This is a genomic window from Halomonas alkalisoli, assembly GCF_021412585.1.
GTDB classification, from domain to species: Bacteria; Pseudomonadota; Gammaproteobacteria; order Pseudomonadales; family Halomonadaceae; genus Halomonas; species Halomonas alkalisoli.
The window spans coordinates 106,966-130,361 of sequence record NZ_JAKCMI010000028.1; the positions used below are offsets into that span (position 1 = coordinate 106,966).

The following is a 23,396-nucleotide window of genomic DNA, read 5'->3' on the forward strand; positions in this document are numbered from 1 at the left end:
GCCCTGCCCTTGCTAATATGGTGCCCCTTTCCATGTTCCTTTCCACACCCCACGCAGGATGCCACGATGCTCGCCGATACCCTTGCCCGCCTCCAGTCCACCGACAGGGACATCGCTGGCCGCGTCGCCGATCACCTCGATCAGTTGACCAAGCCGCCGGGCAGTCTCGGCCGGCTGGAATCGCTGGCGATCACCCTCGCCACCATCACGGGCGAGGAGCTGCCCCGTATCACCCCGCCCGGCGTGCTGGTATTCGCCGCCGACCATGGTGTCGCCGCCGAGGGCGTCTCGGCATTTCCCCAGGCGGTTACCGCCCAGATGGTGGGAAATTTCGTTGCCGGCGGGGCAGCCATCAATGTCTTCGCCCGCCAGATCGGTGCGCGGCTCGAGGTCATCGACGTGGGTGTGGCCAGCGAACTCTCCCGGGACAGCGCCGCGCGGGGCGGGGAGAGTGGGTTGGTGCACGACAAGGTGCGCAGGGGCACCGCCAATTTTGCCGAGCAGGACGCCATGAAGAGAAGCGAGGCGGTGCAGGCGATCGAGGTGGGCATTCGCGCCGCCGAACGGGCCGTGGCCGCCGGGTGTCGCTGCCTGATCGTGGGCGAGATGGGCATCGCCAATACCACGGCAAGCAGCGCCATGCTGGCGGTGCTGACCGGTGAGCCGGTAGCCGATCTGACCGGGCAGGGCACCGGCATTCCCGAGAGCCGGCTGGCCCACAAGCAAGACGTCATCGAGCGCGCCATCGAGGCCCGGGCGCCGGACCCTCAGGATCCGCTGGATATCCTGTCCAAGCTGGGAGGGCTCGAGATCGCCGCCATGGCCGGCGCCTACCTGGGCGGGGCGTCTCGACGTGTCCCACTGCTGGTGGATGGCTTCATTGCCACCGTGGCGGCGTTGCTGGCGTGTCGTATCGACCCGAAGGTGCGCGACTACCTTGTCTTTGGCCACCGTTCCCGGGAGCCGGGCCACGTGCATGCCCTGACGGCGCTGGGCGGTGACCCGCTGCTGGAGCTCGGGCTGCGCCTGGGAGAGGGCACCGGAGCGGCGCTGGCGTTTCCGCTGCTGGAAGCGGCGACCCGAATGCTGGCCGATATGGCCACCTTCGCCTCTGCCGGGGTTGCGGGCAGCGAAGGCGCATGACGGCAGAGCCGTTCTCTCTGGCCCTGCTTGCCCTGGTGGCGATGGCGATCCTGCTCGACCTGGTAATTGGCGATCCACGCTGTCTGCCCCACCCGGTGGTGGGCATGGGGCGGGTGATCGCCCGGCTGGAGAGAGCCTGGAACCGCGGTTCGCCACACGCGCGCCAATGCAAGGGAGCCATCATGACCCTTCTCGTGGTCATGGGCGTCTATCTCCTGGCCTGGGGACTGCTGACGGGGCTGGCATGGCTTCACCCCCTGCTGGCGCTGGCCGCGGAGATCGGCCTGCTGGCCTCCACGCTGGCCATCAAGGGACTGCAGGATGCCGCACGGGACGTGGCTCGGCCCCTGGTCGCCGGTGACCTGGCGGGGGCGCGCCGTGCCCTGGGGATGATCGTTGGGCGCGATACGGCAACGCTCGACGAGTGCGAGATCACACGGGGGGCAGTGGAGACGGTGGCCGAGAACAGCGTCGATGGTGTCACCGCGCCGCTGTTCTGGGCCCTGCTCGGCGGGGCTCCCCTGGCCCTGGCCTACAAGGCGGTCAATACCCTGGACTCCATGGTCGGCTATCGCAACGAGCGCTACAGTGACTTCGGCTGGGCATCTGCCCGGCTCGACGATACGGCCAACTGGGTGCCGGCACGGCTCACCGCGCTGGCGATGTGGCTGGCGGCTTTCACGATTCCCGGCGCACGTACCCGCGGTGCCCTGGCGTCCACCTGGCGCGAGGCACCACGCCATGCCAGTCCCAACAGCGGCTGGCCGGAGGCGATGATGGCCAACCTGATGGGCGTTCAGGTGGGCGGCACCAACCACTATGCCGGGGTCGCCTCCCATCGTGCCACGCTGGGGCGGCCGCTCGCGGCGCTGGAGGTTCGTCATATCGCGCTGTCGATCCGCCACCTGCATGGAACCTGGCTGCTCTTCGTTCTGCTGATGGCGCTCATGATAGTGGTAAAGGAGGGGCTGGCATGACGTCACACAGTGCCTGGCCGAGTCACGGCGGACAGGCGTCAGCCCTGCTGGAACGCTTCGGCCTGCCGGCGATCCAGTCCCTGGTGGACTTCAGTACCAATCTCAATCCGCTGGGGCCACCCGACTGGCTGGGCGATGCCATTGCCGGTGCGATGGCGGGACTAGCCTGCTACCCCGACCCGAGCTACACAGAGCCACGCGAGGCGATCGCCCGTCACGAAGGCGTTGACCCGAATCAGGTACTGCTGACCAACGGCGGTGCCGAGGCGATCTTTCTGGCCGCCGGGCTGCATGCCCGTGGCCAGGCGGTCATCGTCGAGCCAAGCTTCTCGGAGTATGCCCGGGCCTGCGCGGCACATGGTCTCCAGATCACCTCGCTTCCCCTGCCGGCACCGGCCTTCGACCTGGACCCGGACAGGCTCGCCTCCCCGCTCCGCCAGGCCGACGTGCTGTTTCTCTGCCGGCCCAACAACCCCACCGGCACCCTGTTGCCATGGCATGCCATGGAGAGGCTGCTCGATTCGGCGCGGCAGCAGGGCGTCACGGTGGTGGTGGACGAGGCCTTCATCGATTTCGTCGACGAGCCAGGGGAAGCGCTGACTCCGCTGCTGGCACGTTTCGACAACCTGATCCTGCTGCGTTCCCTGACCAAGCTGTATACCCTGCCGGGACTGCGGCTGGGCTATCTATTGGCAGGCGCGCAGACGATCCGTCGGCTCCAGGCTGGCCAGCCCCCCTGGAGCGTCAATCACCTTTCCGCTGCCCTGGTGGCGCCCCTGTTGGCGGATAGCGACTTCCTCGATCGCACCCATGCCTGGCTGCGTGAGGAGCGTCCGCGCCTTCAGTCGGGCCTGCTGTCGCTGGGCCTCGAGGTGGTGCCGAGCCGGGTCAATTTCTTTCTGGTGCGCCAGGGCAGTGGCTCCCCAACAGGCGATGCATTGCTGCGGCGACTGTTGCAGGCCGGCATCCTGGCCCGCCATACGCATAATTTCCCCGGCCTCGACGGAGGCTGGGTTCGGTTGGCGCTGCGCGGACGCGCCGACAACGATCGACTGCTGGCGGCGCTGACGGCGGAGGGGGCGCCATGATCGCCTTCGTCAGCGGCGGGGCCCGATCGGGCAAGAGCGCAGTGGCCGAGCGGCTGACCCTCGACTGGCAGCAGCGGCGTGGTGGGCCACGTTTCTACCTGGCCACCGCCACGGCTTCGGACAGCGAGATGGCGGCCCGTATCGCGCGTCATCGACGCGAACGAGGCAGCGGCTGGACCACCCGGGAGGCTCCGCTGGCGCTCGGTAAGGCGCTCGCGGAGGTGCCGGTCGGGGCCACCGTGCTGCTCGACTGCCTGACGCTCTGGGCCAGCCGAGCGCTCTATGAAGCCGGCTTCGACGAAGAAGAGGGGTGCGCAGAACTGGCGGAGCTGCTACTCGACGCCGGGAAAAGACAGATCGCCCTGGTGGTGGTATCCAACGACCTCAACGAGGACCTGCCGCCCCGGGACGCCGAGACCTGGCGCTATCTGGCCTTCCTGCAGCGGCTGCACCGTCAGCTGGCCATGGAGGCGGATCGCGTGGTCGAGGTGGTGGCGGGCATGGCCATCGAATGGAAAACCGATGAGGAGCCCGCACCATGAGAGAAGCCGGCTATGGCCTGCTGCTGGCGATCCAGTTCCTGACCCGGCTGCCGGTGCCGGTTGCATGCCCCTGGACGCCTGCCACCAGCCGCTGGGCGCTGCGCTGCTACCCGCTTGTCGGATTGCTGCTCGGGGCGATCCTTGCCAGCCTCGGGGCGCTGCTGCAGAGTGTTCTACCCACGCCAATGCTGGCGCTGCTGCTGCTTAGCCTGTGGGTGGCGCTCACCGGTGGGCTGCACCTGGATGGCCTGATGGACGTGGCCGACGCCCTGGGCAGCAATGCGCCGCTGGAGCGGCGCTGGGAGATCATGAAGGACCCCCAGGTGGGCAGCTTCGGCATCTTGGCGCTGGTCTTCCTGCTGGGCTGGAAGGTAACGCTGCTCTGGGCCCTGCTGGAGGCGGGAGTGAGTCTGGTCGTGCTCGTGGTGGTGCCAGCCCTGGGGCGCCTGGGTGGTGTCGCGCTGCTGCTGCTTGCACCCTGCGCCCGGCGCGAGGGCCTGGCCTGGGCTTGGCGACAGCACCTGCAACGCCGCGATCTTGCGTTCTCGCTGGTGCCCCTGGTGGCGGTGTTCTGGCTGCTGCCGGGTGGGCTGTTCCTGGCGAGTGGGCTGGCTGCGCTGCTGCTGGGTTGTCTGCTGCTTTTCCTGCTGGGCTATGGCCTGCTCATGAGCCGCGCCTTCGGCGGGATCAATGGCGATATCGTCGGGGCCGCCGTCGAGGCTGGGGAGCTATTGCTGCTGCTGATTGCCTGGGTCTGGTGGGTGTCGATCATCAACTAACTGCCCGGGAGAAGGAGAGACTGTCATGGATTCGACAACGCTGGAACTGGTGATCGTCCGCCATGGGCTGACCGACTGGAACCGCGAGCAGCGTTACCAGGGGCAGCGCGATATCCCACTGCTGCTGCCCGATGCACTCGATGCCATGGATCGGCTGCGGGACCAGCTGGCCGATGAGCGTTTCGAGGCGGTGTACTGCAGTGATCTTACCCGCTGCCGACAGACCCTGGCACATGTGTGGAGTGCCGGTGACGTATCCTGCGAGCCCCGCTTCGACGCCCGGCTGCGCGAGCTCGACTTCGGTGACTATGAAGGCATGCGCTATGCGGACCTCAAGAACGAGCCGCTCTATCGGGACTGGATCGACAGCCGCGGCGAGCAGGCCCCGCCCGGTGGAGAATCCACGGCAGCGCTGAGGCAACGGCTTGGCGCCTGGCTGACGGAGCTGTTCCTGGCCGCCGAGGCCGAAGGGCACCGCCGGATACTGACCGTGACCCATGGCGGCGTGATTCGCGAACTGCGCCGGCGCTTCGAGGCCATCGACTTCTGGGACGGCAGCGTCGGTCAGGCCCAGGGGCGGCGGCTGACCTTTACCCATCGGCAGGGAGGCTGGCAATGCAGCTCTTCATCGGCGGTGCCTGCGCCGGCAAGCGCGGTATCGTAAGGCAGCGCTTCGATTCTCCCCGCTGGCACTCCGCTTATGCGGGCTGTCGGCTCGAGTCGTGGCCTTCGCTGGCCAAGGCGCCATGCCTGGTGCTTGAAGGCTGGGAGTGCTGGATAGCCGAACGCCTCGATGGCGAGCCCGACGACGACAGGCTGCGCCAGGCGATGGCCAGCGAGCTCGACGCGCTGTGTGCCTGGGAAGCCGAGCATGGCGGCGAGGCAGTGCTGATCATGCTCGAGATGGGCCGCGGGATCGTGCCGCTCGGCGCCGATAAGCGGCGGCTGCGTGACCTCAATGGCTGGCTCGCCCAGGACGCCGCGTCGCGCTGCGAGCGGGTGTGGTACCTATGGAATGGATTGGTGAAAGAGCTAAGTCGTTGATCCATATCAGACTGAGCGTAACGATGCGTTGACGCCTGTCGCTGCTGTTGCTAGCTTACGCCCACTCTCAGGTGCCTCATTGCAATATCGAGGTTAAACGGGAAGTCGGTGCGCCCCATTCCGACGCTGCCCCCGCAACGGTGATCGAGTGTGGGTCCATCATTACGCCACTGTGCCCCGGCATGGGAAGGCGGTGGGCCCGAAGCGCGTCCTACTGGCCGCTTCGCTCGTCAGCCCGGAGACCGGCCCGAGAGAACATTGTCGGGTTGCGGTGGGTAACCTCGAGGCAGGGTAGAAGCCGCTTTTCTCTCCCTTTCTCGTTCCCTTCACGCCACCCCGGCTTCGCATAGAAGACCGTGCGGGTAGGCACGGCGAGCAAGGGAATCAGAATGAAAACCCAATACCATCTGGCCGCGCAGGGGCTGGCCGCCTTCGGCCTGGCCGCTCTGCCGCTTGCCGTTCAGGCCCAGACCGCCACAGCCGAGGAGACCGACACCGTCGCGCTGAACCCAATGGTGGTCACCGCCACACTGGCGCCGCGCACCGCCGACGAGACACTCTCCTCGGTGACCGTACTCGACGAGGCCACCCTGCGTCGGCAGGATCCGACCAGCGTCACCGATCTACTGCGCGGCCAGCCGGGGGTGGATGTCACCACCAACGGCAGCTTCGGCAAGAACAGCAGCGTCTATCTGCGTGGCACCGGGAACGAGTCGGCAGTGCTGATGATCGACGGCATTCGGTTGCGCTCCGCCACGGCCGGTGGCGCCGCGTGGCACTATCTCGATCCACGTATGTTTGAGCGCGCAGAGATCGTGCGCGGGCCGCGCGGCAGCCTGTATGGCGCCGACGCGGTGGGTGGCGTGGTGCAGCTCTTCACCCATGAAACGGAAGAGGGCGGCCCGCATCCGAGCGTCTCAGTGGGCGGTGGCTCCTTCAATACCCAGCGCTACAGCGCAGGATTTTCCGGCAGCGGCGGCGGCACCCGTTACAGTTTCGCCGGCAGCCATTTCATCACCGATGGCACACCGGTGCGCCGCGACGGCGAGGACAAGGGTTACGACAACACCTCGGCCCTGGCACGTATCGCCCATACCTTCGATGGCGGTGCTGAAGTCGGGATGCTGGCGCTGCGAGGGCGAGGTGGCAACGAGTATGATGGCGGAGAAATGGACTTCGTCCAGCAGGTCGCCGGTGTTTACGCTGAGCTGCCCGTGACCGAGACCTGGCGCAGCCGCCTGACGCTAAGTGAGTCCCGGGATGAGCTCGACGATCATGTCGAGGCTACCCAGTGGGGGCCCGCCAGCACTTCTGTCTTTGATACCCGCACCCAGACCGTCCGTTGGCAGAATACCCTGGGCTTCGGCATGCACGAGCTGGTGGCCGGTGCGGAGTACAGTGAAGATCGGGTTTCCGGGACAACGGATCACGAGGTGTCCAGCCGGGACAATACTGCCGTCTTCGCTCAGGGCCTGCTCGACTTCTCCCCCTTTGCGGTGCAGGCTGCTCTACGTTACGACGACAACGAGGCCTATGGCGACGAGGTCACCGGTAGTCTGGCGCTGGGCTATGATCTGGATGGCTTCCATACCTTGCGTGCCAGCTACGGCACGGCTTTCCGAGCGCCTACCTTCAACGATCTGTTTTGGCCGAACTCGGGTAATCCCGAGCTCAATCCTGAAACATCCGAGACTGTTGAAGTGGGTGTGCGCGGACAGTACCGGCGCTGGTATTGGGACCTCGCAGCCTATCAGAGCGATCTCGATGACATGATCGCCTGGGCACCGACCGAGACGGGCCTGTGGGCGCCACAGAATATTGCTGAAGCGCGTATTCGTGGCGTTGAGTTGTCAGGCGGCGTCGACATTGATGACTGGACGTTGGCCGCAGCGCTGAGCTGGACCGACCCGGAGAATCGCAGCGGGCTCAATGCGGGCAAGCGGATTCAGCGTCGTGCCAGCCAGAGCGCTCGGTTCGATGTGGACCGTGAATTGGGTGAATGGTCCCTGGGGGGCTCCTGGGTCCTACAGGGGTATCGCTATAACGATGCGGCCAACGAGAACCGTATCGGTGGGTTTGGGTTGGTCAACCTGCGCGCCGGTTGGCAGTTCGCGCCGCTGTGGTCGGCTCGTCTGACCGTCGAAAATGCCCTGGACAAGGAATACGCGACGGCAAGATTCGCAAATGGTGATGACTATCTCAACGCCGGCCGAGCGGCCTTCGTCAGTGTCCATTTCGGCCAGTAATGGCCGGTTCGGCGGGGCCCTTGGCCCCGCCGTATTTTCCGGTGCCTCGCTTGCCTTGGCCCTGTTGGGGCCGGGTGTCGGCGAGGCGCGCGCCGAGGCGCTCTGCGCCACCGACGACCGTTCCCGCGAGATATGCCTGGAAGCACCGGCCACTCGCATCGCCGCGCTCTCGCCCGGCGCCACAGAGCTGGTCTACGCCGCCGGTGCGGGGGAGAAGGTGGTCGCCGTGGTCGCCTACAGCGACTACCCGCCCGAGGCGCAAGAGGTCCAGTCGGTGGGAAGCCACACCCGGATGGACCTGGAAGCCCTGGTGACACTAAACCCCGACCTGGTGATCGGCTGGATGACCGGCAACCCGCCAGAGCAGCTCGAGACCATCGAGGCGCTGGGCATCCCGGTGTTCTATATCGAACCGCGCGACTTCGAAAGCGTCTCCAGCGCTGTCGAGAGGCTGGCGCTGCTTGCCGATACCCGCGAGGAGGGCGATCGCGTGGCGGCCGAGTTCCGCGACGGCATGGCGGCGCTGGCCGGGCGCTACGCCGATGCCGAGCCGATATCGGTGTTCTACCAGGTGTGGGACGAGCCGCTGATGACCATCAACGACGAGCACCTGATCGGCAAGGTGCTGACCCTGTGCGGTGGCGTCAACGTGTTCGGCGAGCTGTCGCGTCTGGTGCCGCGCATCGACGACGAATCGGTACTTGCCGCCGATCCCGAGGCAATACTCGCCGGCGGCATGGGGGAGGAGAATCGGCAATGGTTGACCCACTGGGAGCAGTACCCGGGCCTGACGGCCGTGGCGCAGGACAACCTCTACTTCGTGCCGCCGTCACTGATCCAGCGGCCCACGCCGCGGCTGCTCGAGGGTAGCCGGCTGTTCTGCGAGAAACTCGACCGTGCCCGCGACAAGCGCTGAGATGAGCCGCCTGATGCCCCGGCGCTCGCTGTGGCCACCCCTGGCCGCACTGGCCTTGGTGGGGCTGGCGGCGCTGCTGTTCTCGGTCACGGTGGGCAGCGCTGCGCTGTCGCTTGCCGACGTTTGGGCGGTGGTGCGCGGCGAGGGTAGCCCCCTGGCGCGCACGCTGATTCTCGAACTGCGCGTTCCACGTTCGCTGGCGGCCTTCGCCGTGGGTGGCCTGCTCGCCGTGGCCGGTGCCCTGATGCAGGTGCTGTTGCGCAACCCCCTGGCCGACCCCTACGTGCTGGGCCTCTCCGGTGGCGCCTCGGTGGGGGCATTGGCGGCGATGCTGGCGGGTCTGGGGGGAGCGGTGATTACCGGCTCGGCGTTTGCCGGGGCCTTTCTCTCTACGCTGCTGGTCTTCGGCCTGGCCCACGGCACCGGTAGCTGGACGCCGTCGCGGCTGCTGCTCACCGGGGTGGTGGTGGCGGCCGGCTGGGGCGCGGTGATCACTCTGATGCTGGCACTGAGCCCAGCGGAGCGTCTGCCCGGCATGCTCTACTGGCTGATGGGGGATCTCTCCTATTCGCGTACGCCCTGGCCACCCCTGGCGCTGCTGTTGCTGATCTGCCTGCTGCTGATGCCGCTGGGCCGCAGCCTCAACGTGATGGCGCGGGGGCCGCTGCAGGCGGCGGCGCTGGGGGTCAACGTGCGCCCACTGGAGTGGACGATCTATCTTGTCGCCAGCGCGCTCACCGCCATGGCAGTGACCACCGCCGGCAGCATCGGCTTCGTCGGCCTGGTAGTGCCGCACATGCTGCGCCTGGTGCTGGGCAACGACCAGCGGCTGATCCTGCCGGCCTGCGCCCTGGCCGGCGGCACCCTGCTGGTGTTGGCCGACACCCTGGCGCGCACCCTGATCGCCCCGGAACAGCTGCCGGTGGGGGTGATCACCGCGCTGCTCGGCGTGCCCACCTTCCTCTACCTGCTCTATCGGAGCCGCTGATGAGCCGCCTCGAGATCCGCGAGCTGGTGATCGACGTGCCGGAGCGGCGCAGCGGCCAAGCGCTGTCGCTCAGTATCGAACCGGGGCAGGTATGGGGCGTGCTCGGTCCCAATGGCGCCGGCAAGACCACGCTGCTGCATACCTTGGCCGGGTTGCGCGCTCCTCGGGCAGGTCAGGTGCTCGTCGACGGCCGGCCGCTGGCAGCGCTTGGCCGTCGCCAGGTGGCGCGCACGCTGGGGCTGGTATTCCAGGATCGCCAGGACGGCTTTCCCGCCACGGTGCGCGAAACCGCGCTGATCGGCCGCCACCCGTGGCTTTCGGCGTGGCAGATGGAGGGCGGCGAGGACCTGCAGCTGGCCGAGGCGGCGCTGGCGCGGCTCGACGTCGATCACCTGGCCGAACGCTTGGTGAGTACGCTCTCGGGCGGCGAAAGACAGCGCCTGGCCATTGCCACGGTGCTGACCCAGGCACCGCAGATCTGGCTCGCCGACGAACCCACCAACCATCTCGACCTGCACCACCAGACCGCGGTGATGGCGCTGCTCGCCGAACAGGCCGCCGAGGGCAGGGCGGTGATGATGTGCCTGCACGACCTCAATCTGGCGGCGCGCTGGTGCGATCATCTGCTGCTGCTCTACCCCGATGGCGAGGCGTGCTGGGGCCCGCGCGACGCCATGCTGGTGCCCGCCGCGCTCGAGGCGTTGTACGGCCAGCGCCTGGCCACCGCCGAGATCGACGGTGCGCCTGTCTTCGTACCCGTGAGATAGCGCCAAGTGGGCCTGCCAGCGCTATCGATGGCTGGCGCGACGGGGCTTCGCGGGGCAGGGCTTTCGGAGGCTTTACAGAGCGCTGCGGAAGCGCATGATCCGGCGATGGTCGACGGGATCATCGAGGAAATCGGCATGCACGCCGAAGGTATGGCGCAGCCTTTCGGCCGTCAGTACCTGGCTGGGTGGGCCGACATCGACCAGGCGACCGCCATCCATCACGCCGATGCGGTCGCACTCCATGGCCTGATTGAGGTCATGCAGGGCGATGACCACCGTGACCGACAGCTGCCGGACCAGCGACAGGATCGACAGCTGGTGCCGAATATCGAGGTGGTTGGTGGGCTCGTCGAGCAGCAGGATCCTCGGCTGCTGGGCCAGGGCGCGTGCGATGTGGACGCGCTGTCGTTCGCCGCCGGACAGCGTATGCCAGAGTCGATCCGCCAGATGCGCCATGCCGACATTGGCGAGTGCCTGGGCGACGATGGCGTCATCCTGCTCCGACCACGGCTGCAGCGCCGAGAGGAAGGGCGTCCGGCCCAGGGCCACCGCCTCGCGAACCACGATACGGTCGAGGGTCTCGGCCTGCTGCTCGACGAAGGCGATGATCCGGGCGATGTCGCGCTGGCGCATCGCGTACATCGACGCATCGTTCACCAGTACGCGACCGGTCCTGGGCTTGCGCAGTCCGGCGAGCACCCGCAGCAGGGTAGTCTTGCCCGAGCCGTTCGGGCCGATCAGGCCGAAGGTCTCGCCGGGCGCCACCCTGAGGCTGACATCGTTCAGCAGCTTGTGGCCGTGGACCGACCAGTCGATGCGTTCGGCGGCCAGCCTCATTTCGTCCTCGTCCCACGCACCAGGATCAGGGCAAAGGCCGGGGCGCCGACCAGCGCCGTGACCACTCCGATCGGCAGCACCTGCCCCGGCACCAGGATGCGCGAGAGGATATCCGCAGCGATCAGGAAGACCGCGCCGGCCAGCGCCGAGGCGGGCACCAGCCGGGTGTGGCGACTGCCGACCAGAAAGCGCATGGCGTGGGGAATCACCAGCCCCACGAAGCCGATGGCGCCGACCATGGAGACCATCACCGCGGTGACCAGGGCCATGCTGGCAATCAGAATGCCGCGCACGCGGCGCACGGGGATGCCCAGCGAGGCGGCGCTGTCGGCACCGAAGGTGAAGGCATCCAGCGCCCGCCGGTACCATAGACAGACCAGCAGGCCGGCCACGGCGGTGGGCAGTCCCAGGGTAACATCCTCCCAGCGTACCCCGGAGAGGTTGCCCATCAGCCAGAACATGATGCCCCGCGCCTGCTCGGCGCTCGCCGACCTGGCGATGATGAAGGCGGTGAGGGCATTGAACAGCTGCGAGCCGGCGATGCCGGCGAGGATGATGGCCCCCGCGGCCTGGGTGCTGCGTCCGCCACCGGTGCCACTGCTGGCGGCATGGGCGAGCATCACCACCAGACCGAACGCCAGCCCGGCCCCGGCGAAGGCGCCAAGGGAGAGCGTGACGACGCCGGCGCCAAACCCGGCGATGGTCACCGCCACGGCACCGGTGGAGGCGCCGGCGGAAATTCCCATCAGGAAGGGGTCGGCCAGGGGGTTGCGCAGCAACGCCTGCAGGACCACGCCGGCAAGCGCCAGGCCGGCCCCGCAGCAGGCGGCAAGAATGGCGCGACTCAGGCGGTAGTTCCAGATGATGCCGGCATCGATCCGGTCCACGGCATAGCCCGCGCCCCACAGCTGATTGGCCAGCACCTTGAGAATGGTATCCAGCGCAATCGGCGTCTCGCCGATGGCGGTGCCGGCCATTATCCCCATGAACAGGACCAACGGCGTCAGCCAGGTCCAGTGCCAGCGAATGCGTATCGCCGGGCGCAGTGCCAGGGTCGAAATCACTGGTCGAAGAATCACTGGTCGAAGGGCATCGTCGTCAGGGCCTCGACCAGCGTTTCGAGACCGAAGATCGTGCGCATGGTGGCGCTCATCGCATGGGCATCCATCTCAACGATACGTCCGTCCCTGACTGCCGACATTTCGCGGGTCACGGGGTCGCTATGCAGGAATTCGAGTTTATTGGCGACATCGTCGGCAGGGAAGCGGCGGCGGTCCATGCTGGCGACCACGATGATATCCGGATCGGCCCGGGCGATGGTTTCCCAGCCGACCACTGGCCACTCTTCATCGGATTCCACCACGTTATGGATGCCCAAGGCATCCATCATATAGCCCGGCGCGCCGAGCCGGCCGGCGGCGAAGGGATCCGCCGACTCGGCGGGGGAGGAGAACCAGAATACCGCTGACAGGTCTTCCGGTAGCGCCAGGCGCCTGGCACTCTCGATGGCGCTGGCCTCGCGCGCCTGGAGGTCGGCGACCAGGGCATCTCCGGCTTCGCGGACATCGAAGATACTGGCCAGTTCGTTGATGCCCTTGTAGACATGTTCAGGGGAGAAGGCGGCGATGCGCGTGCCGTCGCCACCGGTGTTGTTGTCCTTGGTGTCGCAGTCCGCCGGCATGATGTAGGTGGCGATGTCGAGCTCATGGAACTGCTCTCGGCTCGCCACGCTTCCGGTGGGGCCAACGTGCCACTCATATTGGGCGGCGACAAGATCGGGTCTGCGGCTGATGACGGATTCGAAGCTCGGATCGTTGTCGGCGAGACGCTCGATATTGGCATTGATCTCGCTGAACTGTGGCAGCACGGGATTGAACCACACTGACGTCGCGGATACCCGCTCGGAAAGTCCCAATGAATAGAGGATTTCCGTAGCCGACTGCCCGACGGTAACCGTGCTTTCCGGTACGGACGAGAAGCTGATTTCCATGCCGCAATTTGTCAATGTCAGGGGGTAATCGGTGGGCTCCGCCATGACAAATGGTGCGGTAAAAAGAGCGAGAGTTGCCAGTAATCGTTGAGCGTAATTCATCGCGTCATATCCGGATGGCGGAAGTGTATTGGCCAATCTGACCCTGGTGGGCGGCGATCATAGCACTGCATTTTGCATGTCGGCGCCTCGATTGCCAGCCACAGGATGAGAAAGAAATTGTTATGTTATACTATAACAATTTTGAAGAGAAGCCTGGAACTCACCTGTCGGGCCAGCTTGCCGGTTGGGGTGCCTGCGAGCCACGGCAGGCGCCCCGGTGGTCAAATTGCGCCTGTTGCGACTATTGCTTTAGGATGGGCCTACTCGAGACGGGTGCCCCTGCTTGTAGGGGATAATCGGGAAGTATGGTACGGCGCTTGCGCCCATCCCATCGCTGCCCCCGCAACGGTAATGAGTGAGTAGCCTGCAAGAACCACTGGCATTGGCCGGGAAGGTGCAGGCAATGGCGCGAGTTTTTGCGTCACTCCTCGAGCCCGGAGACCGGCCCGTCATGTCGTTTCATCCAGCAACGGTGCGGTGGGCATCGGGGATAGCGTGTCGCAATGATTCCTTTTTCCTCCTTCCCGGGAGCTTTCCGTTCCTGCCGGCTGTCGGACGGGCGCTCGTGTGCCCTCGCTCCGACGTCGCTTGTCGGTACGCCAGGTGGTCATGATGCCCGGGGCCATGATGTCACGGGCTGAGTTCCCCTTCGTCGCCGTGGTCGGCCAGCAGGCGCTCAAGACCGCGCTGCTGCTCAACGCCATCGATCCCCGGGTCGGGGGCGTGCTGATCAGCGGCCCTCGCGGCACTGCGAAGTCCACCCTGGCCCGGGCGCTGGCGGCGATCCTGCCCGATGACCCCGAAGGGCGCCGTCCGCCGTTCGTCACCCTGCCGCTGGGCGCCAGCGAGGAGCGCCTGACCGGTAGCCTGGACCTGCAGCGGGTGCTCTCCGAGCGCGAATCGGCTTTCCATCCGGGCCTGCTGGCCAAGGCGCACGGTGGCGTGCTCTACGTCGACGAGGTCAACCTGCTGCCGGATCCCCTGGTGGACCTGCTGCTCGATGTGGCCGCGAGCGGCACCAACATCGTCGAGCGCGACGGCATCAGCCACACCCATCCCGCCCGCTTCAGCCTGATCGGCACCATGAATCCCGACGAAGGGGAGCTGCGCCCCCAGTTGCTCGATCGCTTCGGCCTGTGTCTCGAGCAGGGCGCGGCGATGAGCGTACGGGAGCGGGTGGCCATCCTGCAGCAGCGTGAGGCCTTCGACCGTGACCCCGAGGGCTACGTGGCCTGCCAGGCGGAGGCCCAGGCCGCGCTGACCCAGCGCCTGGGGCAGGCGCAGCGGGCGCTGGCTGAGATGACCAGCGAGCCCTGGGTCTACGAGCATATCGCGGTGCGCTGCGAGCGTGCCGGCGTCGAGGGCCTGCGGGCGGACGTGACCTGGCATCGGGCCGCCAGGGCCCATGCCGCCTGGCGCGGCGCGACCACGGTGGGCCGGGAGGACCTGGACAGCGTCGAGCCCTGGGTCCTGGCGCATCGCCGGCACTCAGATCACACCCCAGACCAGCCTCCAGGCCACGGCCCGGACCAGACCACGCCGCCTCCCGATAGCGGCAACTCGGCTGCCGACAGCCAGACGCCGGGTGCTAGCGAGAGCGCTCCAGCCTCGCAAGCGCAGGGGCAGTGGGGCGCCATGCCGCCGGTCACCCAGAAAAGCGTCACTGTGCCGGCGACGGATTTGCCGGGAATCTCCCCGGAAACACCCGCGAAACCGACGACCTCGGCGGCTTCGGCATCCGTGCGCCGCGGACAACAGCCCGGCCGGCGCCGGGCACATCGCGAAGCATCCCGACCGGACTGGTTCGCCACCCTGGTTGCCAACCGCGGCCGCTGGCCCTGGCGGGAGCTGCGCTATCGCCAGGCCCGCTGTGGCCAGCCGGTGTTGCACCTGGTGCTGCTGGATACCTCCGCCTCGACCCTCGGCCGGCAGCTGCTGGGCCGGGCCAAGGGCCTGGTCGAGCGGCTGGCGCAGCAGGCCTATGACGCCCGGGAGCAGATGGCGGTGCTGGGCTTCGGCAATGGCGGCGTCACGCCTGTGCTGCTACGCCGCCGCGCCCCCAAGGCGCTGCGTGAGCGGCTCGATGCCGCCGACGGCGGCGGCGGCACGCCGCTTCGCGACGCCGTGCTGCGGGCGGCGAGCCTGATTCGCCAGTGGCGGCGACAGGATCCTGGCCTGCATGTGCGGACCTACCTCATCACCGACGGGCGTACCCGCCAATCCCTGGATGGCCTGCCGCCGCTGGGTGACTGCATCGTCGTGGATACCGAGCAGGCCGCGGTCAAGCGGGGCAGGGGGACGCAGATCGCCCGGCAGCTGGGTGCGCTGTACCGGCCCCTGTCTCACCTGGAACGCCGCCTGGAGACCACATGACAGAGCATGATCCGAACCGTGCGGCGCCGACGAGTGCCGCCTGCCCTGCGGTCTTTATCGCCGCACCCGCCTCGGGCCAGGGCAAGACCACGGTAACCGCTGCGCTGGCGCGGATGCTGCGCAACCGGGGCAAGGTGGTGCGGGTCTTCAAGACCGGCCCGGACTACCTGGATCCCCTGGTGCTGGCCCAGGCCTCAGGCCAGCCGGTGGATCAGCTCGACCTGTGGATGGCCGGCGAGGCCTACTGCCGACAGCGCCTGTTCGAGGCCGCGCTCGAGGCGGACCTGATCCTGGTCGAAGGCGCCATGGGCCTGTTCGATGGCGAACCCTCCAGCGCCGATCTCGCCGCCCTGTTCGAGCTGCCGTTGGTCATCGTCATGGACGTCAAGGGCATGGCCCAGACGGCGGCGGCGCTGGTGGCCGGCCTGGCGGGCTTCCGCGACGACATCCGAATCGCCGGAATGATCGCCAACGCCTGTGGTTCGCAGCGCCACCGCGAGCTGATCGAAGCGGCGCTGCCTGACGCCATACCCTTGCTGGCCTCGGTGCCGCGGGACACCGCCCTGGCCCTGCCCGAGCGCCACCTGGGGCTGGTGCAGGCCGATGAGATCCGCGATGAGCTGGAGGCCCGCTTCGAGGCCGGCGCCGCGGCGCTCGAGGCCGAGGGGCTGGCGGAGGCCCTGCTGCAACTGCCGCCGGTCATGTTTTCGGCGCCAGACGTGGAAGCACTGCACGCCTTGTCGTCGCTTCAGCCACTGCTTGCCGGCCAGACCATCGGCGTGGCCCGGGATGCGGCCTTCAGCTTCATCTACCAGGCCAACCTGGACCTGCTGGAGGGGATGGGCGCGACCCTGCGCTTCTTCTCACCGCTCAACGATGCCCAACTGCCGACCTGCGACGCCCTCTGGTTTCCCGGCGGCTACCCGGAGCTCCACGCCGCGCGGCTGGCGGAAAACGGCGCCATGCGCGATGACATTCGCCGCTTCTTTGACGCGGACAAGCCGATTCTCGCCGAGTGCGGCGGCCTGCTCTACTCCCTCGAGACCCTGACGGACTATGCCGACAGCACCCACGCCATGCTGGGGCTGCTGCCCGGCCACGGCGCCATGCGCGGGCGGCGCGGCTGCCAGGGCATGCAGACCGCCGAGCTACCGGAGGGGCCGGTGCGCGGCCATGCCCATCACCGCTCGCTGGCAGAGGGCACCCCCGAAGCCATCGCCTTTGGTCGGCGCCAGCGCCACCCCGCACCGGGCGAGGCGATCTATCGCCAGCGCCGCCTGACGGCGACCTATCTGCACCTGTTCTTCCCCGACAACCCCGCCGCCGTGGCCCGCCTGTTCATGCCGGGCCAGGCCAGCGAGACTCACTCCATCACCACACAGGAACTCCACGGATGAACCTGAACAAGATCCCCGCCACGGTGGTGACCGGCTTCCTGGGCAGCGGCAAGACCACGCTGCTGGCCAGCCTGCTGCGTCAGGTCACCGGCAAGCGCATCGCCGTTATCGTCAACGAGTTCGGCGAGCAGGACATCGACTCCAGCCTGCTGCGCGGCTGTGCCTTGAGCTGTGAAGAGGAAGGTAGCGCCCCCGTGGAATCGGAGAGCGGCATCTTCGAACTGGCCAACGGCTGCATCTGCTGCACCGTGGAGGAGGAGTTCCTGCCGGTGATGAAGAAGCTGATGGCGCGCCGCGACGACATCGACCATATCCTCATCGAGACCAGCGGCCTGGCCCTGCCCAAGCCGCTGGTGCAGGCGTTCAACTGGCCGGAGGTGCGCCAGCACTGCACCGTGGATGCCATCATCACCCTGATCGACGGGCCAGCGGTGGCCGCCGGCCGCTATGCCAGCGACGTCGGCAAGGTGGAGGCCCAGCGCCTGGCCGACGACTCCCTGGACCACGACCCCAGCCTGCGCGAACTGCTCGACGACCAGCTGAGCGCCGCCGACCTGGTGCTGGTCAGCAAGACCGACCTGCTCGAGCCGGCCGACCGCAAGCGGGTGGAGGAACTGGTGGCCCAGCGGGTGCCGGCATCCGTCAAGACGCTGTTCATCGACCAGAGCCTGGCCGCGGACAGCGCCCAGCTGGAAGCCCTGATGGGCATCGGCGCGGCGAGCGAGGAGAACATCGACCGCATCGACAACCACCACGATCGTCATCACGCCGAGGGGGCGCACCACGACCACGCCCACGACCATTTCGACTCCTGCGTGATCCGCCTGGGCGAGGTCGACGGCGACCTCCTGGCGGACAGCCTCCAGCAGCTGCTGAAAGCCCACGAGATCTATCGCGCCAAGGGTTTCGCGGCGATTCCGGGCAAGCCCATGCGCCGGGTGATCCAGGCCGTCGGCGAGCGTCTGGACGGCTACTTCGACCGCCTCTGGAGGCAGGACGAACCGCGCTGCACCCAGCTGGTGATCATCGGTCGGGCGCTGGACAAGCAGGCCCTGTACGCGGCCCTGGCGAGCGCCGAGATCGAAGCGACCGCCTGATGCATCTCTTCGCCGCCAAGCCCGGGGGCTTCGTCGAGGATGAGGGCATCGTCGACCTGCAGCAGAGCCCCGCCGAGATCGTCATCCTGTCCGCCGCCGACAGCAGCCTCTCGGCGCTGGCCCAGGCGGCCGAGCGGCTGAGCGTGACGCTCGGCGACGACTACCCGACGGTGCGGCTGGCGAACTGGATGAACCTGGTCAAGCCCGCCGCCTACGACCTCTACGAGGACCGCGTGCTGGAACAGGCGCGGGTGGTGATCGTCTCGCTGCTGGGCGGCAGCGGCTACTGGCGCTACGGCCACGAGCGGTTGCTGGCCTGGGCCGCCGCTGTACGCGGGCGGCAGCTGATCCTGGTGCCGGGCTGCGACGCCCCGGACGATGCCCTGCTGGAGGACTCCAGCGTGGCTTTCGCCTCGGCCCACCGGGTGTGGCGCTACCTGCGCGAGGGCGGGGTGGACAATGCCGAGCAGCTGCTGCGGTTTGTCGGCAGCGAGTGCTTTGGCCATGGATTGGACTGGCAGGAGCCCAGGGCGATTCCCGCGGCGCTGCTCTACATGCCACATGCCGCCACGCAACGGGAAGCAACACTGAATGAATGGATGGCACTGCGCGATCCCGAACGCCTGGTCTGCCTGCTGCTCTTCTACCGCAGCCATCTGCAGGGCGCCAACACCGCCATGCTGGATGGCCTGATCGAGGCGCTGCGGGAGCAGGGGCTCGAGCCGCTGGCGGTGGCCGTGGCGTCGCTCAAGGAGGAGGCCTGTGTGGCCTTCGTCAATCACCTCATCGAGCAGACCGGGGCCATGCTGGTGGTCAATACCACCAGTTTTTCCGTCAATCGCAGTGACGACGACAAGGAGGCCCTGGGAGGGGATCCGTTCGAGGGGCGCTTCGCCGGGCAGTTCGTCGGCCGGCCGGTGGTGCTGCAGGCCATATTGGCGAGCAGCACCGAGGAGGACTGGCAGGCCAAGGCCGGCGGCCTGCACAGTCGCGACGTGGCCATGCAGGTGGTGCTGCCGGAGATGGACGGCCGCGTCATCACCCGGGCGGTGGGCTTCAAGAGCGAGGCACACTACAGCGAGCGCTGCCAGCTGTCGGTGATCCGTCATTTGCTGCACCCCGAGCGCGCCGCCTTCGTGGCCACGCTGGCGCGCCGCGTATGTGGGTTACGCCAGACACCCAATGCCGACAAGCGCCTGGCGCTGGTGCTGGCCAACTACCCCAACCGCGATGGGCGCATCGGCAACGGCGTCGGCCTGGATACGCCGGCATCGACGCTACGCATCCTGCGGGCACTGGCCGAGGCGGGTTATCCGGTAGGCGACATGCCGGCAAACGGCGACGACCTCATTCGCCTGCTGCAGGGCGCCGTCACCAACGATCGCGATGTGCTGGACCAGCGCGCTTGTTGGCAGAGCATCGGGCTCGACGACTATCTGGCGTGGTTCCGGACCCTGCCGGAAGCGCTGCAGGAAGCGGTATCCACACGCTGGGGCCCGCCGTCGGAGGACCCCAAGTGCCGCCAGGGCCGGCTGATGATCGCCGGAATTCGCCTGGGGGAGACCTTCGTCGGCATACAGCCGGAGCGTGCTTTCACTCAAGGCCCCTGGCGCATCGACGACCCGGTCAAGAGCTACCACGACACCGAGCTGGTGCCGCCCCACAGCTACCTGGCGTTCTATCTCTGGCTGCGCGAGCACTACCGGGTGGATGCGGTGGTACATGTGGGCAAACACGGCAACCTGGAATGGCTGCCGGGCAAGAGCACGGCGCTCTGTGCCGAGTGCTGGCCGGATATCGCCCTGGGGCCGCTGCCGCACTTCTATCCGTTTATCGTCAATGACCCGGGCGAGGGCGCCCAGGCCAAGCGCCGCAGCCAGGCGGTGATCATCGACCACCTGATGCCGCCGCTGGCCCGCGCCGAACTCTACGGCGCCATGGCGGAACTGGAAGCCCTGACCGACGAGTATTATCAGGCCCTGGGCATGGACCCGCGGCGCGAGACGCTGCTGCGCGAGCGGATCATCGCGCATCTGCGCCGCACCGGTATCGACCAGGAGCTGGCCCAGAGCGGGAATAGCGCCGAGGGTAGCGATGACGAGCGCCTGCTCAACGAGCTGGACACCTACTTGTGCGATATCAAGGAGGCCCAGATCCGCCATGGCCTGCACGTGCTGGGCAGCGTGCCGCCGCGGGACAAGCAGGCGGGAACCCTGGCGGCCATCCTGCGCTTGCCGCGGGGCGAGACGCCGGCCCAGCGCGGCCTGCTGCACAACCTGGCGGACGACCTGGGGCTGGCCGCAGACTTCGATCCGCTGATGGCCGGGGCCGAGCCCTGGCACGGCCCGCGGCCGCCGGCCCTGGCCGAGCAGGACAGCTCCGCCTGGCGCACCGCCGCCGATACCCGCGAGCGCCTGGAGCTGCTCGCCCACCGGCTGATCGACGCCTACGTGTTGGAGCCGGGCTGCCTGGCCACCCTGGCCCGGGATTACCCGGCCACCGCCGAGCAGTGCCGCTATGCCCGCGAGCGGCTGTGGGTCGCCATGCAGCGTGGCGCCGAGATGGAGATCCAGTCGCTGCTGGACGGCCTCGACGGTCTGTTCGTGCCGCCTGGGCCGAGCGGCGCCCCCAGCCGCGGGCGGCTGGACGTGCTGCCCACCGGGCGCAACTTCTACAGCGTCGATAACCGGGCGATACCCTCACCCGCGGCCTGGTCGCTGGGCGAGAAGTCGGCCCAGGCCTTCGTCGAGCGCTACCTGCAGGACCACGGCGACTACCCACGCCAGCTGGGGCTGTCGATTTGGGGCACCGCCACCATGCGCACCGGCGGTGACGATATCGCCCAGGCCTTCGCCCTGATGGGGGTACGGCCGCTCTGGTCGCTGGGCTCCCAGCGGGTGATCGATGTCGAGGTGATTCCCGCCATGCTGCTGGGCCGCCCCCGGGTGGACGTCACCCTGCGGGTCTCTGGCTTCTTCCGCGATGCCTTTGCCAATGTCATTCGCCTGTTCGACCGGGCAGTGAGGGCGGTCGCCGAGTACGCCGAGCCAGGCGACGGCAACACCATCCGCGCGGCGGTGCTGGCGCGTCGCCAGGAGCTCGAAGGCCAGGGGCTCGCCCCGGATGCCGCCGCCCAGGAGGCTGGATATCGTATCTTCGGCAGCAAGCCCGGCGAGTATGGCGCCGGCCTGAACCGCATGATCGACAGTCGCGCCTGGGACAGTGCCGACGACCTGGCCGAGGCCTATCTCGATGCCGGGGCCTACGCCTACGGCCAGTTCCCGGAGTCGGGGACCGCGGCGCGGCGGGCCTTCGAGGAACGGATCAAGGGCCTGGACGCGGTAATGCACAACCAGGACAACCGCGAGCACGATATCCTCGATTCCAACGGCTACTACGAATTCCAGGGCGGCATAGCCAACGCCAGCCGGGCCCTCGGCGGGCAGGCGCCGACCATCTACCACGCCGATCACGCCAACCCGGCGCAGCCGCGCATGCGCACCCTCAAGGAGGAGCTGGCGCGGGTGATCCGCTCCCGGGTGCTCAATCCCAAGTGGATCGAGGCCATGCGTGAGCACGGCTACAAGGGCGCCGCCGAGATGGCCGCCACCGTCGACTACCTGTTCGCCTACGACGCCACCACCGATCTGGTCGCCGACTACCAGTACGCCCAGGTCAGCGAGGCGCTGGTGCTGGATCCGCGCAACCAGCAGTTCCTGCGCGAGCACAACCCGGCGGCGCTGGAGGAGATGGCCGAGCGGCTGCTTGAGGCCGTTCAGCGAGGCCTGTGGCAGGAGCCTGGCGAGCAAGGGCCGGCCCTGCAGGCCCTGCTGCTTGAGATCGACGAGACTCGGGAGCTCGCGCCATGACGACCAGCCAGCGGGGTAAGCCGGTTGCACCACGCATCAAGGGCTGGTGCCCTGGGGCGTGGCGACCCATGGCCAGCGGCGATGGGCTGCTGGTACGCGTGCGCCCTCCGCTGGGGCGACTCAGCCGCCACCAGATGCTGGCGCTGTGCGAGGCGGCCGAGACCTTCGGCAGCGGCCTGATCGAGCTCACCAGCCGCGCCAACCTGCAGCTACGCGGCGTATCCGAGGCCAGTTGGCCCGGCCTGATGGATTTCCTCGTCGAGCATGGGCTGGTCGACCCGGACCCCCACAGCGAGCGCCGGCCCCAACTGCTGCTGGCACCGGACTGGCAGGCGGGCGACGCCACCTTTGAGGCGGTTCGGCTGCTGGAGGCCCGCCTCGACGAATTACCGGCACTGCCGGCCAAGTGGGGCCTGGCCATCGATGCCGGTGCGGCGCCGCTGCTGGGTGAGGTGTCCGCGGACCTGCGCATCGAGCGCGCGGCAGCAGGCGGTCTACAGCCGCGGGCTTCGGGCGGCCTGCAGTCGCGAGCTTCGGGCGGTCTATTAGTTCGCGCCGATGGGCGGGCGCTGGGCACCCCGGTGGACTCGCCCGCCGCCGCCGTCGAGCTGCTGATTCGGCTGGCGCACTGGTTCGTCGACAGCGGTGGACGGGAAGCCGGGCGAATGCGCCGCCACACGGCGCCATTGCCGGCCTGGGCACCGGCAGTCATGGCCCCCGCCGCGCCTGGCCCCCGGCTGGCATTGGGCCCCTATCTCGAAGGAAAGGGCCTGTGGGGCAGGGTAGTTGGCCTGCCGTTCGGGCGGGCCCCGGCCGCGGCGCTGCGTGCCGCTGTCGATTCAGCAGCGGTCAGCGCCGTGCGGGTAACGCCCTGGCGGCGCCTGCTGATTGAGGGCAAGGCGCCGACATCCGTCCCCGGGCTGCTGGATGATGAACGGGACCCGCGCTTAGGCGTGGATGTATGCCCGGGCGCTCCCCTCTGCGAGCAGGCCAGCGTCGAGACCTTGGCGCTGGCTGAGCGGTTGAGTGGCCGGACCGAGGGCAGCGTGCATGTCTCCGGCTGTGCCAAGGGCTGTGCCCGCCAGATGCCGGCCGATCTCTGCCTGAGCGGGCGGGACGGGCGCTACGACCTGATCGTCGGCGGCCGTGCCGATGGCACGCCGGTTGCCACCGGTCTCGATGAGTCCGAGGCGCTGGAAATGGTTTCAAGACGGTGGGTTAGATGAGCGCCGGGGACAAGG

General features: G+C 68.0%; 19 protein-coding genes and 2 riboswitches. Of the genes, 16 read left to right on the top strand and 3 right to left on the bottom strand.

Going from position 1 to position 23,396, the window contains the following annotated elements; all coding sequences use genetic code 11:
- The first annotated feature begins 66 nt into the window (after positions 1-66).
- From cobT to LY622_RS13090, 11 genes are all read left to right on the top strand, one after another.
- Positions 67-1,143, top strand: coding sequence for a nicotinate-nucleotide--dimethylbenzimidazole phosphoribosyltransferase (gene cobT, locus LY622_RS13040; protein ID WP_234291280.1), 1,077 nt, complete (start codon positions 67-69; stop codon positions 1,141-1,143).
- The gene (cbiB, locus tag LY622_RS13045) at positions 1,140-2,120 is read left to right on the top strand and encodes an adenosylcobinamide-phosphate synthase CbiB (RefSeq protein ID WP_234291281.1); all 981 of its coding nucleotides are present in this window, start codon (positions 1,140-1,142) and stop codon (positions 2,118-2,120) included. Before cobT ends, cbiB begins: the two co-directional genes overlap by 4 nt.
- A complete protein-coding gene (cobD, locus tag LY622_RS13050) occupies positions 2,117-3,208 on the top strand; it encodes a threonine-phosphate decarboxylase CobD (protein WP_234291282.1) in 1,092 nt (363 codons plus the stop codon). Before cbiB ends, cobD begins: the two co-directional genes overlap by 4 nt.
- Positions 3,205-3,750 carry a bifunctional adenosylcobinamide kinase/adenosylcobinamide-phosphate guanylyltransferase gene (locus LY622_RS13055; protein WP_234291283.1) on the top strand — a complete coding sequence of 182 codons (546 nt, stop codon included), beginning with the start codon at positions 3,205-3,207 and terminating at the stop codon, positions 3,748-3,750. Before cobD ends, LY622_RS13055 begins: the two co-directional genes overlap by 4 nt.
- Positions 3,747-4,529, top strand: coding sequence for an adenosylcobinamide-GDP ribazoletransferase (cobS, locus tag LY622_RS13060; RefSeq protein ID WP_234291284.1), 783 nt, complete (start codon positions 3,747-3,749; stop codon positions 4,527-4,529). Before LY622_RS13055 ends, cobS begins: the two co-directional genes overlap by 4 nt.
- A 25-nt stretch (positions 4,530-4,554) precedes the next feature.
- Positions 4,555-5,193, top strand: a complete 639-nt coding sequence (locus tag LY622_RS13065; RefSeq protein ID WP_234291285.1) for a histidine phosphatase family protein — start codon at positions 4,555-4,557, stop codon at positions 5,191-5,193.
- Complete coding sequence (locus LY622_RS13070) at positions 5,145-5,573, top strand: bifunctional adenosylcobinamide kinase/adenosylcobinamide-phosphate guanylyltransferase (RefSeq protein ID WP_234291286.1); 429 nt, start codon at positions 5,145-5,147, stop codon at positions 5,571-5,573. The genes LY622_RS13065 and LY622_RS13070 overlap by 49 nt, the downstream gene beginning before the upstream one ends.
- 52 nt (positions 5,574-5,625) lie before the next feature.
- Positions 5,626-5,838: riboswitch (cobalamin riboswitch) on the top strand.
- A gap of 124 nt (positions 5,839-5,962) precedes the next feature.
- Positions 5,963-7,819 (top strand): TonB-dependent receptor domain-containing protein, encoded by a 1,857-nt coding sequence (locus tag LY622_RS13075; RefSeq protein WP_234291287.1) that lies wholly within the window; start codon positions 5,963-5,965, stop codon positions 7,817-7,819.
- Positions 7,800-8,735, top strand: coding sequence for a cobalamin-binding protein (locus tag LY622_RS13080; protein ID WP_234291288.1), 936 nt, complete (start codon positions 7,800-7,802; stop codon positions 8,733-8,735). The genes LY622_RS13075 and LY622_RS13080 overlap by 20 nt, the downstream gene beginning before the upstream one ends.
- A 1-nt stretch (position 8,736) precedes the next feature.
- Positions 8,737-9,723, top strand: a complete 987-nt coding sequence (locus tag LY622_RS13085) for a FecCD family ABC transporter permease (protein ID WP_439649589.1) — start codon at positions 8,737-8,739, stop codon at positions 9,721-9,723.
- A complete protein-coding gene (locus LY622_RS13090; protein WP_234291289.1) occupies positions 9,723-10,490 on the top strand; it encodes an ABC transporter ATP-binding protein in 768 nt (255 codons plus the stop codon). The genes LY622_RS13085 and LY622_RS13090 overlap by 1 nt, the downstream gene beginning before the upstream one ends.
- 72 nt (positions 10,491-10,562) lie before the next feature.
- Here LY622_RS13090 and LY622_RS13095 read toward each other — a convergent pair whose 3' ends face one another.
- From LY622_RS13095 to LY622_RS13105, 3 genes are all read right to left on the bottom strand, one after another.
- The gene (locus LY622_RS13095; protein WP_234291290.1) at positions 10,563-11,327 is read right to left on the bottom strand and encodes an ABC transporter ATP-binding protein; all 765 of its coding nucleotides are present in this window, start codon (positions 11,325-11,327) and stop codon (positions 10,563-10,565) included.
- Positions 11,324-12,313 carry a FecCD family ABC transporter permease gene (locus tag LY622_RS13100; RefSeq protein ID WP_234291377.1) on the bottom strand — a complete coding sequence of 330 codons (990 nt, stop codon included), beginning with the start codon at positions 12,311-12,313 and terminating at the stop codon, positions 11,324-11,326. The genes LY622_RS13095 and LY622_RS13100 overlap by 4 nt, the downstream gene beginning before the upstream one ends.
- 89 nt (positions 12,314-12,402) lie before the next feature.
- A complete protein-coding gene (locus LY622_RS13105; protein ID WP_500796437.1) occupies positions 12,403-13,455 on the bottom strand; it encodes an ABC transporter substrate-binding protein in 1,053 nt (350 codons plus the stop codon).
- Positions 13,456-13,673: 218 nt separating this feature from the next.
- Positions 13,674-13,883: riboswitch (cobalamin riboswitch) on the top strand.
- 160 nt (positions 13,884-14,043) lie between these two features.
- Between LY622_RS13105 and LY622_RS13110 the strand changes: the two genes are divergently transcribed.
- The 5 genes from LY622_RS13110 to LY622_RS13130 are packed head-to-tail and all read left to right on the top strand — an operon-like array spanning position 14,044 to position 23,381.
- On the top strand, positions 14,044-15,792 hold the full coding sequence (locus tag LY622_RS13110; RefSeq protein WP_234291291.1) for an ATP-binding protein: 1,749 nt from the start codon (positions 14,044-14,046) through the stop codon (positions 15,790-15,792).
- The gene (locus tag LY622_RS13115) at positions 15,789-17,189 is read left to right on the top strand and encodes a cobyrinic acid a,c-diamide synthase CobB (protein ID WP_234291292.1); all 1,401 of its coding nucleotides are present in this window, start codon (positions 15,789-15,791) and stop codon (positions 17,187-17,189) included. The genes LY622_RS13110 and LY622_RS13115 overlap by 4 nt, the downstream gene beginning before the upstream one ends.
- Positions 17,186-18,286: a cobalamin biosynthesis protein CobW gene (gene cobW / locus LY622_RS13120; RefSeq protein ID WP_234291293.1), complete on the top strand. Its 1,101-nt coding sequence runs from the start codon at positions 17,186-17,188 to the stop codon at positions 18,284-18,286. Before LY622_RS13115 ends, cobW begins: the two co-directional genes overlap by 4 nt.
- Positions 18,286-22,155 (top strand): cobaltochelatase subunit CobN, encoded by a 3,870-nt coding sequence (gene cobN / locus LY622_RS13125; RefSeq protein WP_234291294.1) that lies wholly within the window; start codon positions 18,286-18,288, stop codon positions 22,153-22,155. The genes cobW and cobN overlap by 1 nt, the downstream gene beginning before the upstream one ends.
- Positions 22,152-23,381: a ferredoxin-like domain-containing protein gene (locus LY622_RS13130; protein WP_234291295.1), complete on the top strand. Its 1,230-nt coding sequence runs from the start codon at positions 22,152-22,154 to the stop codon at positions 23,379-23,381. The genes cobN and LY622_RS13130 overlap by 4 nt, the downstream gene beginning before the upstream one ends.
- Positions 23,382-23,396: the final 15 nt, after the last annotated feature.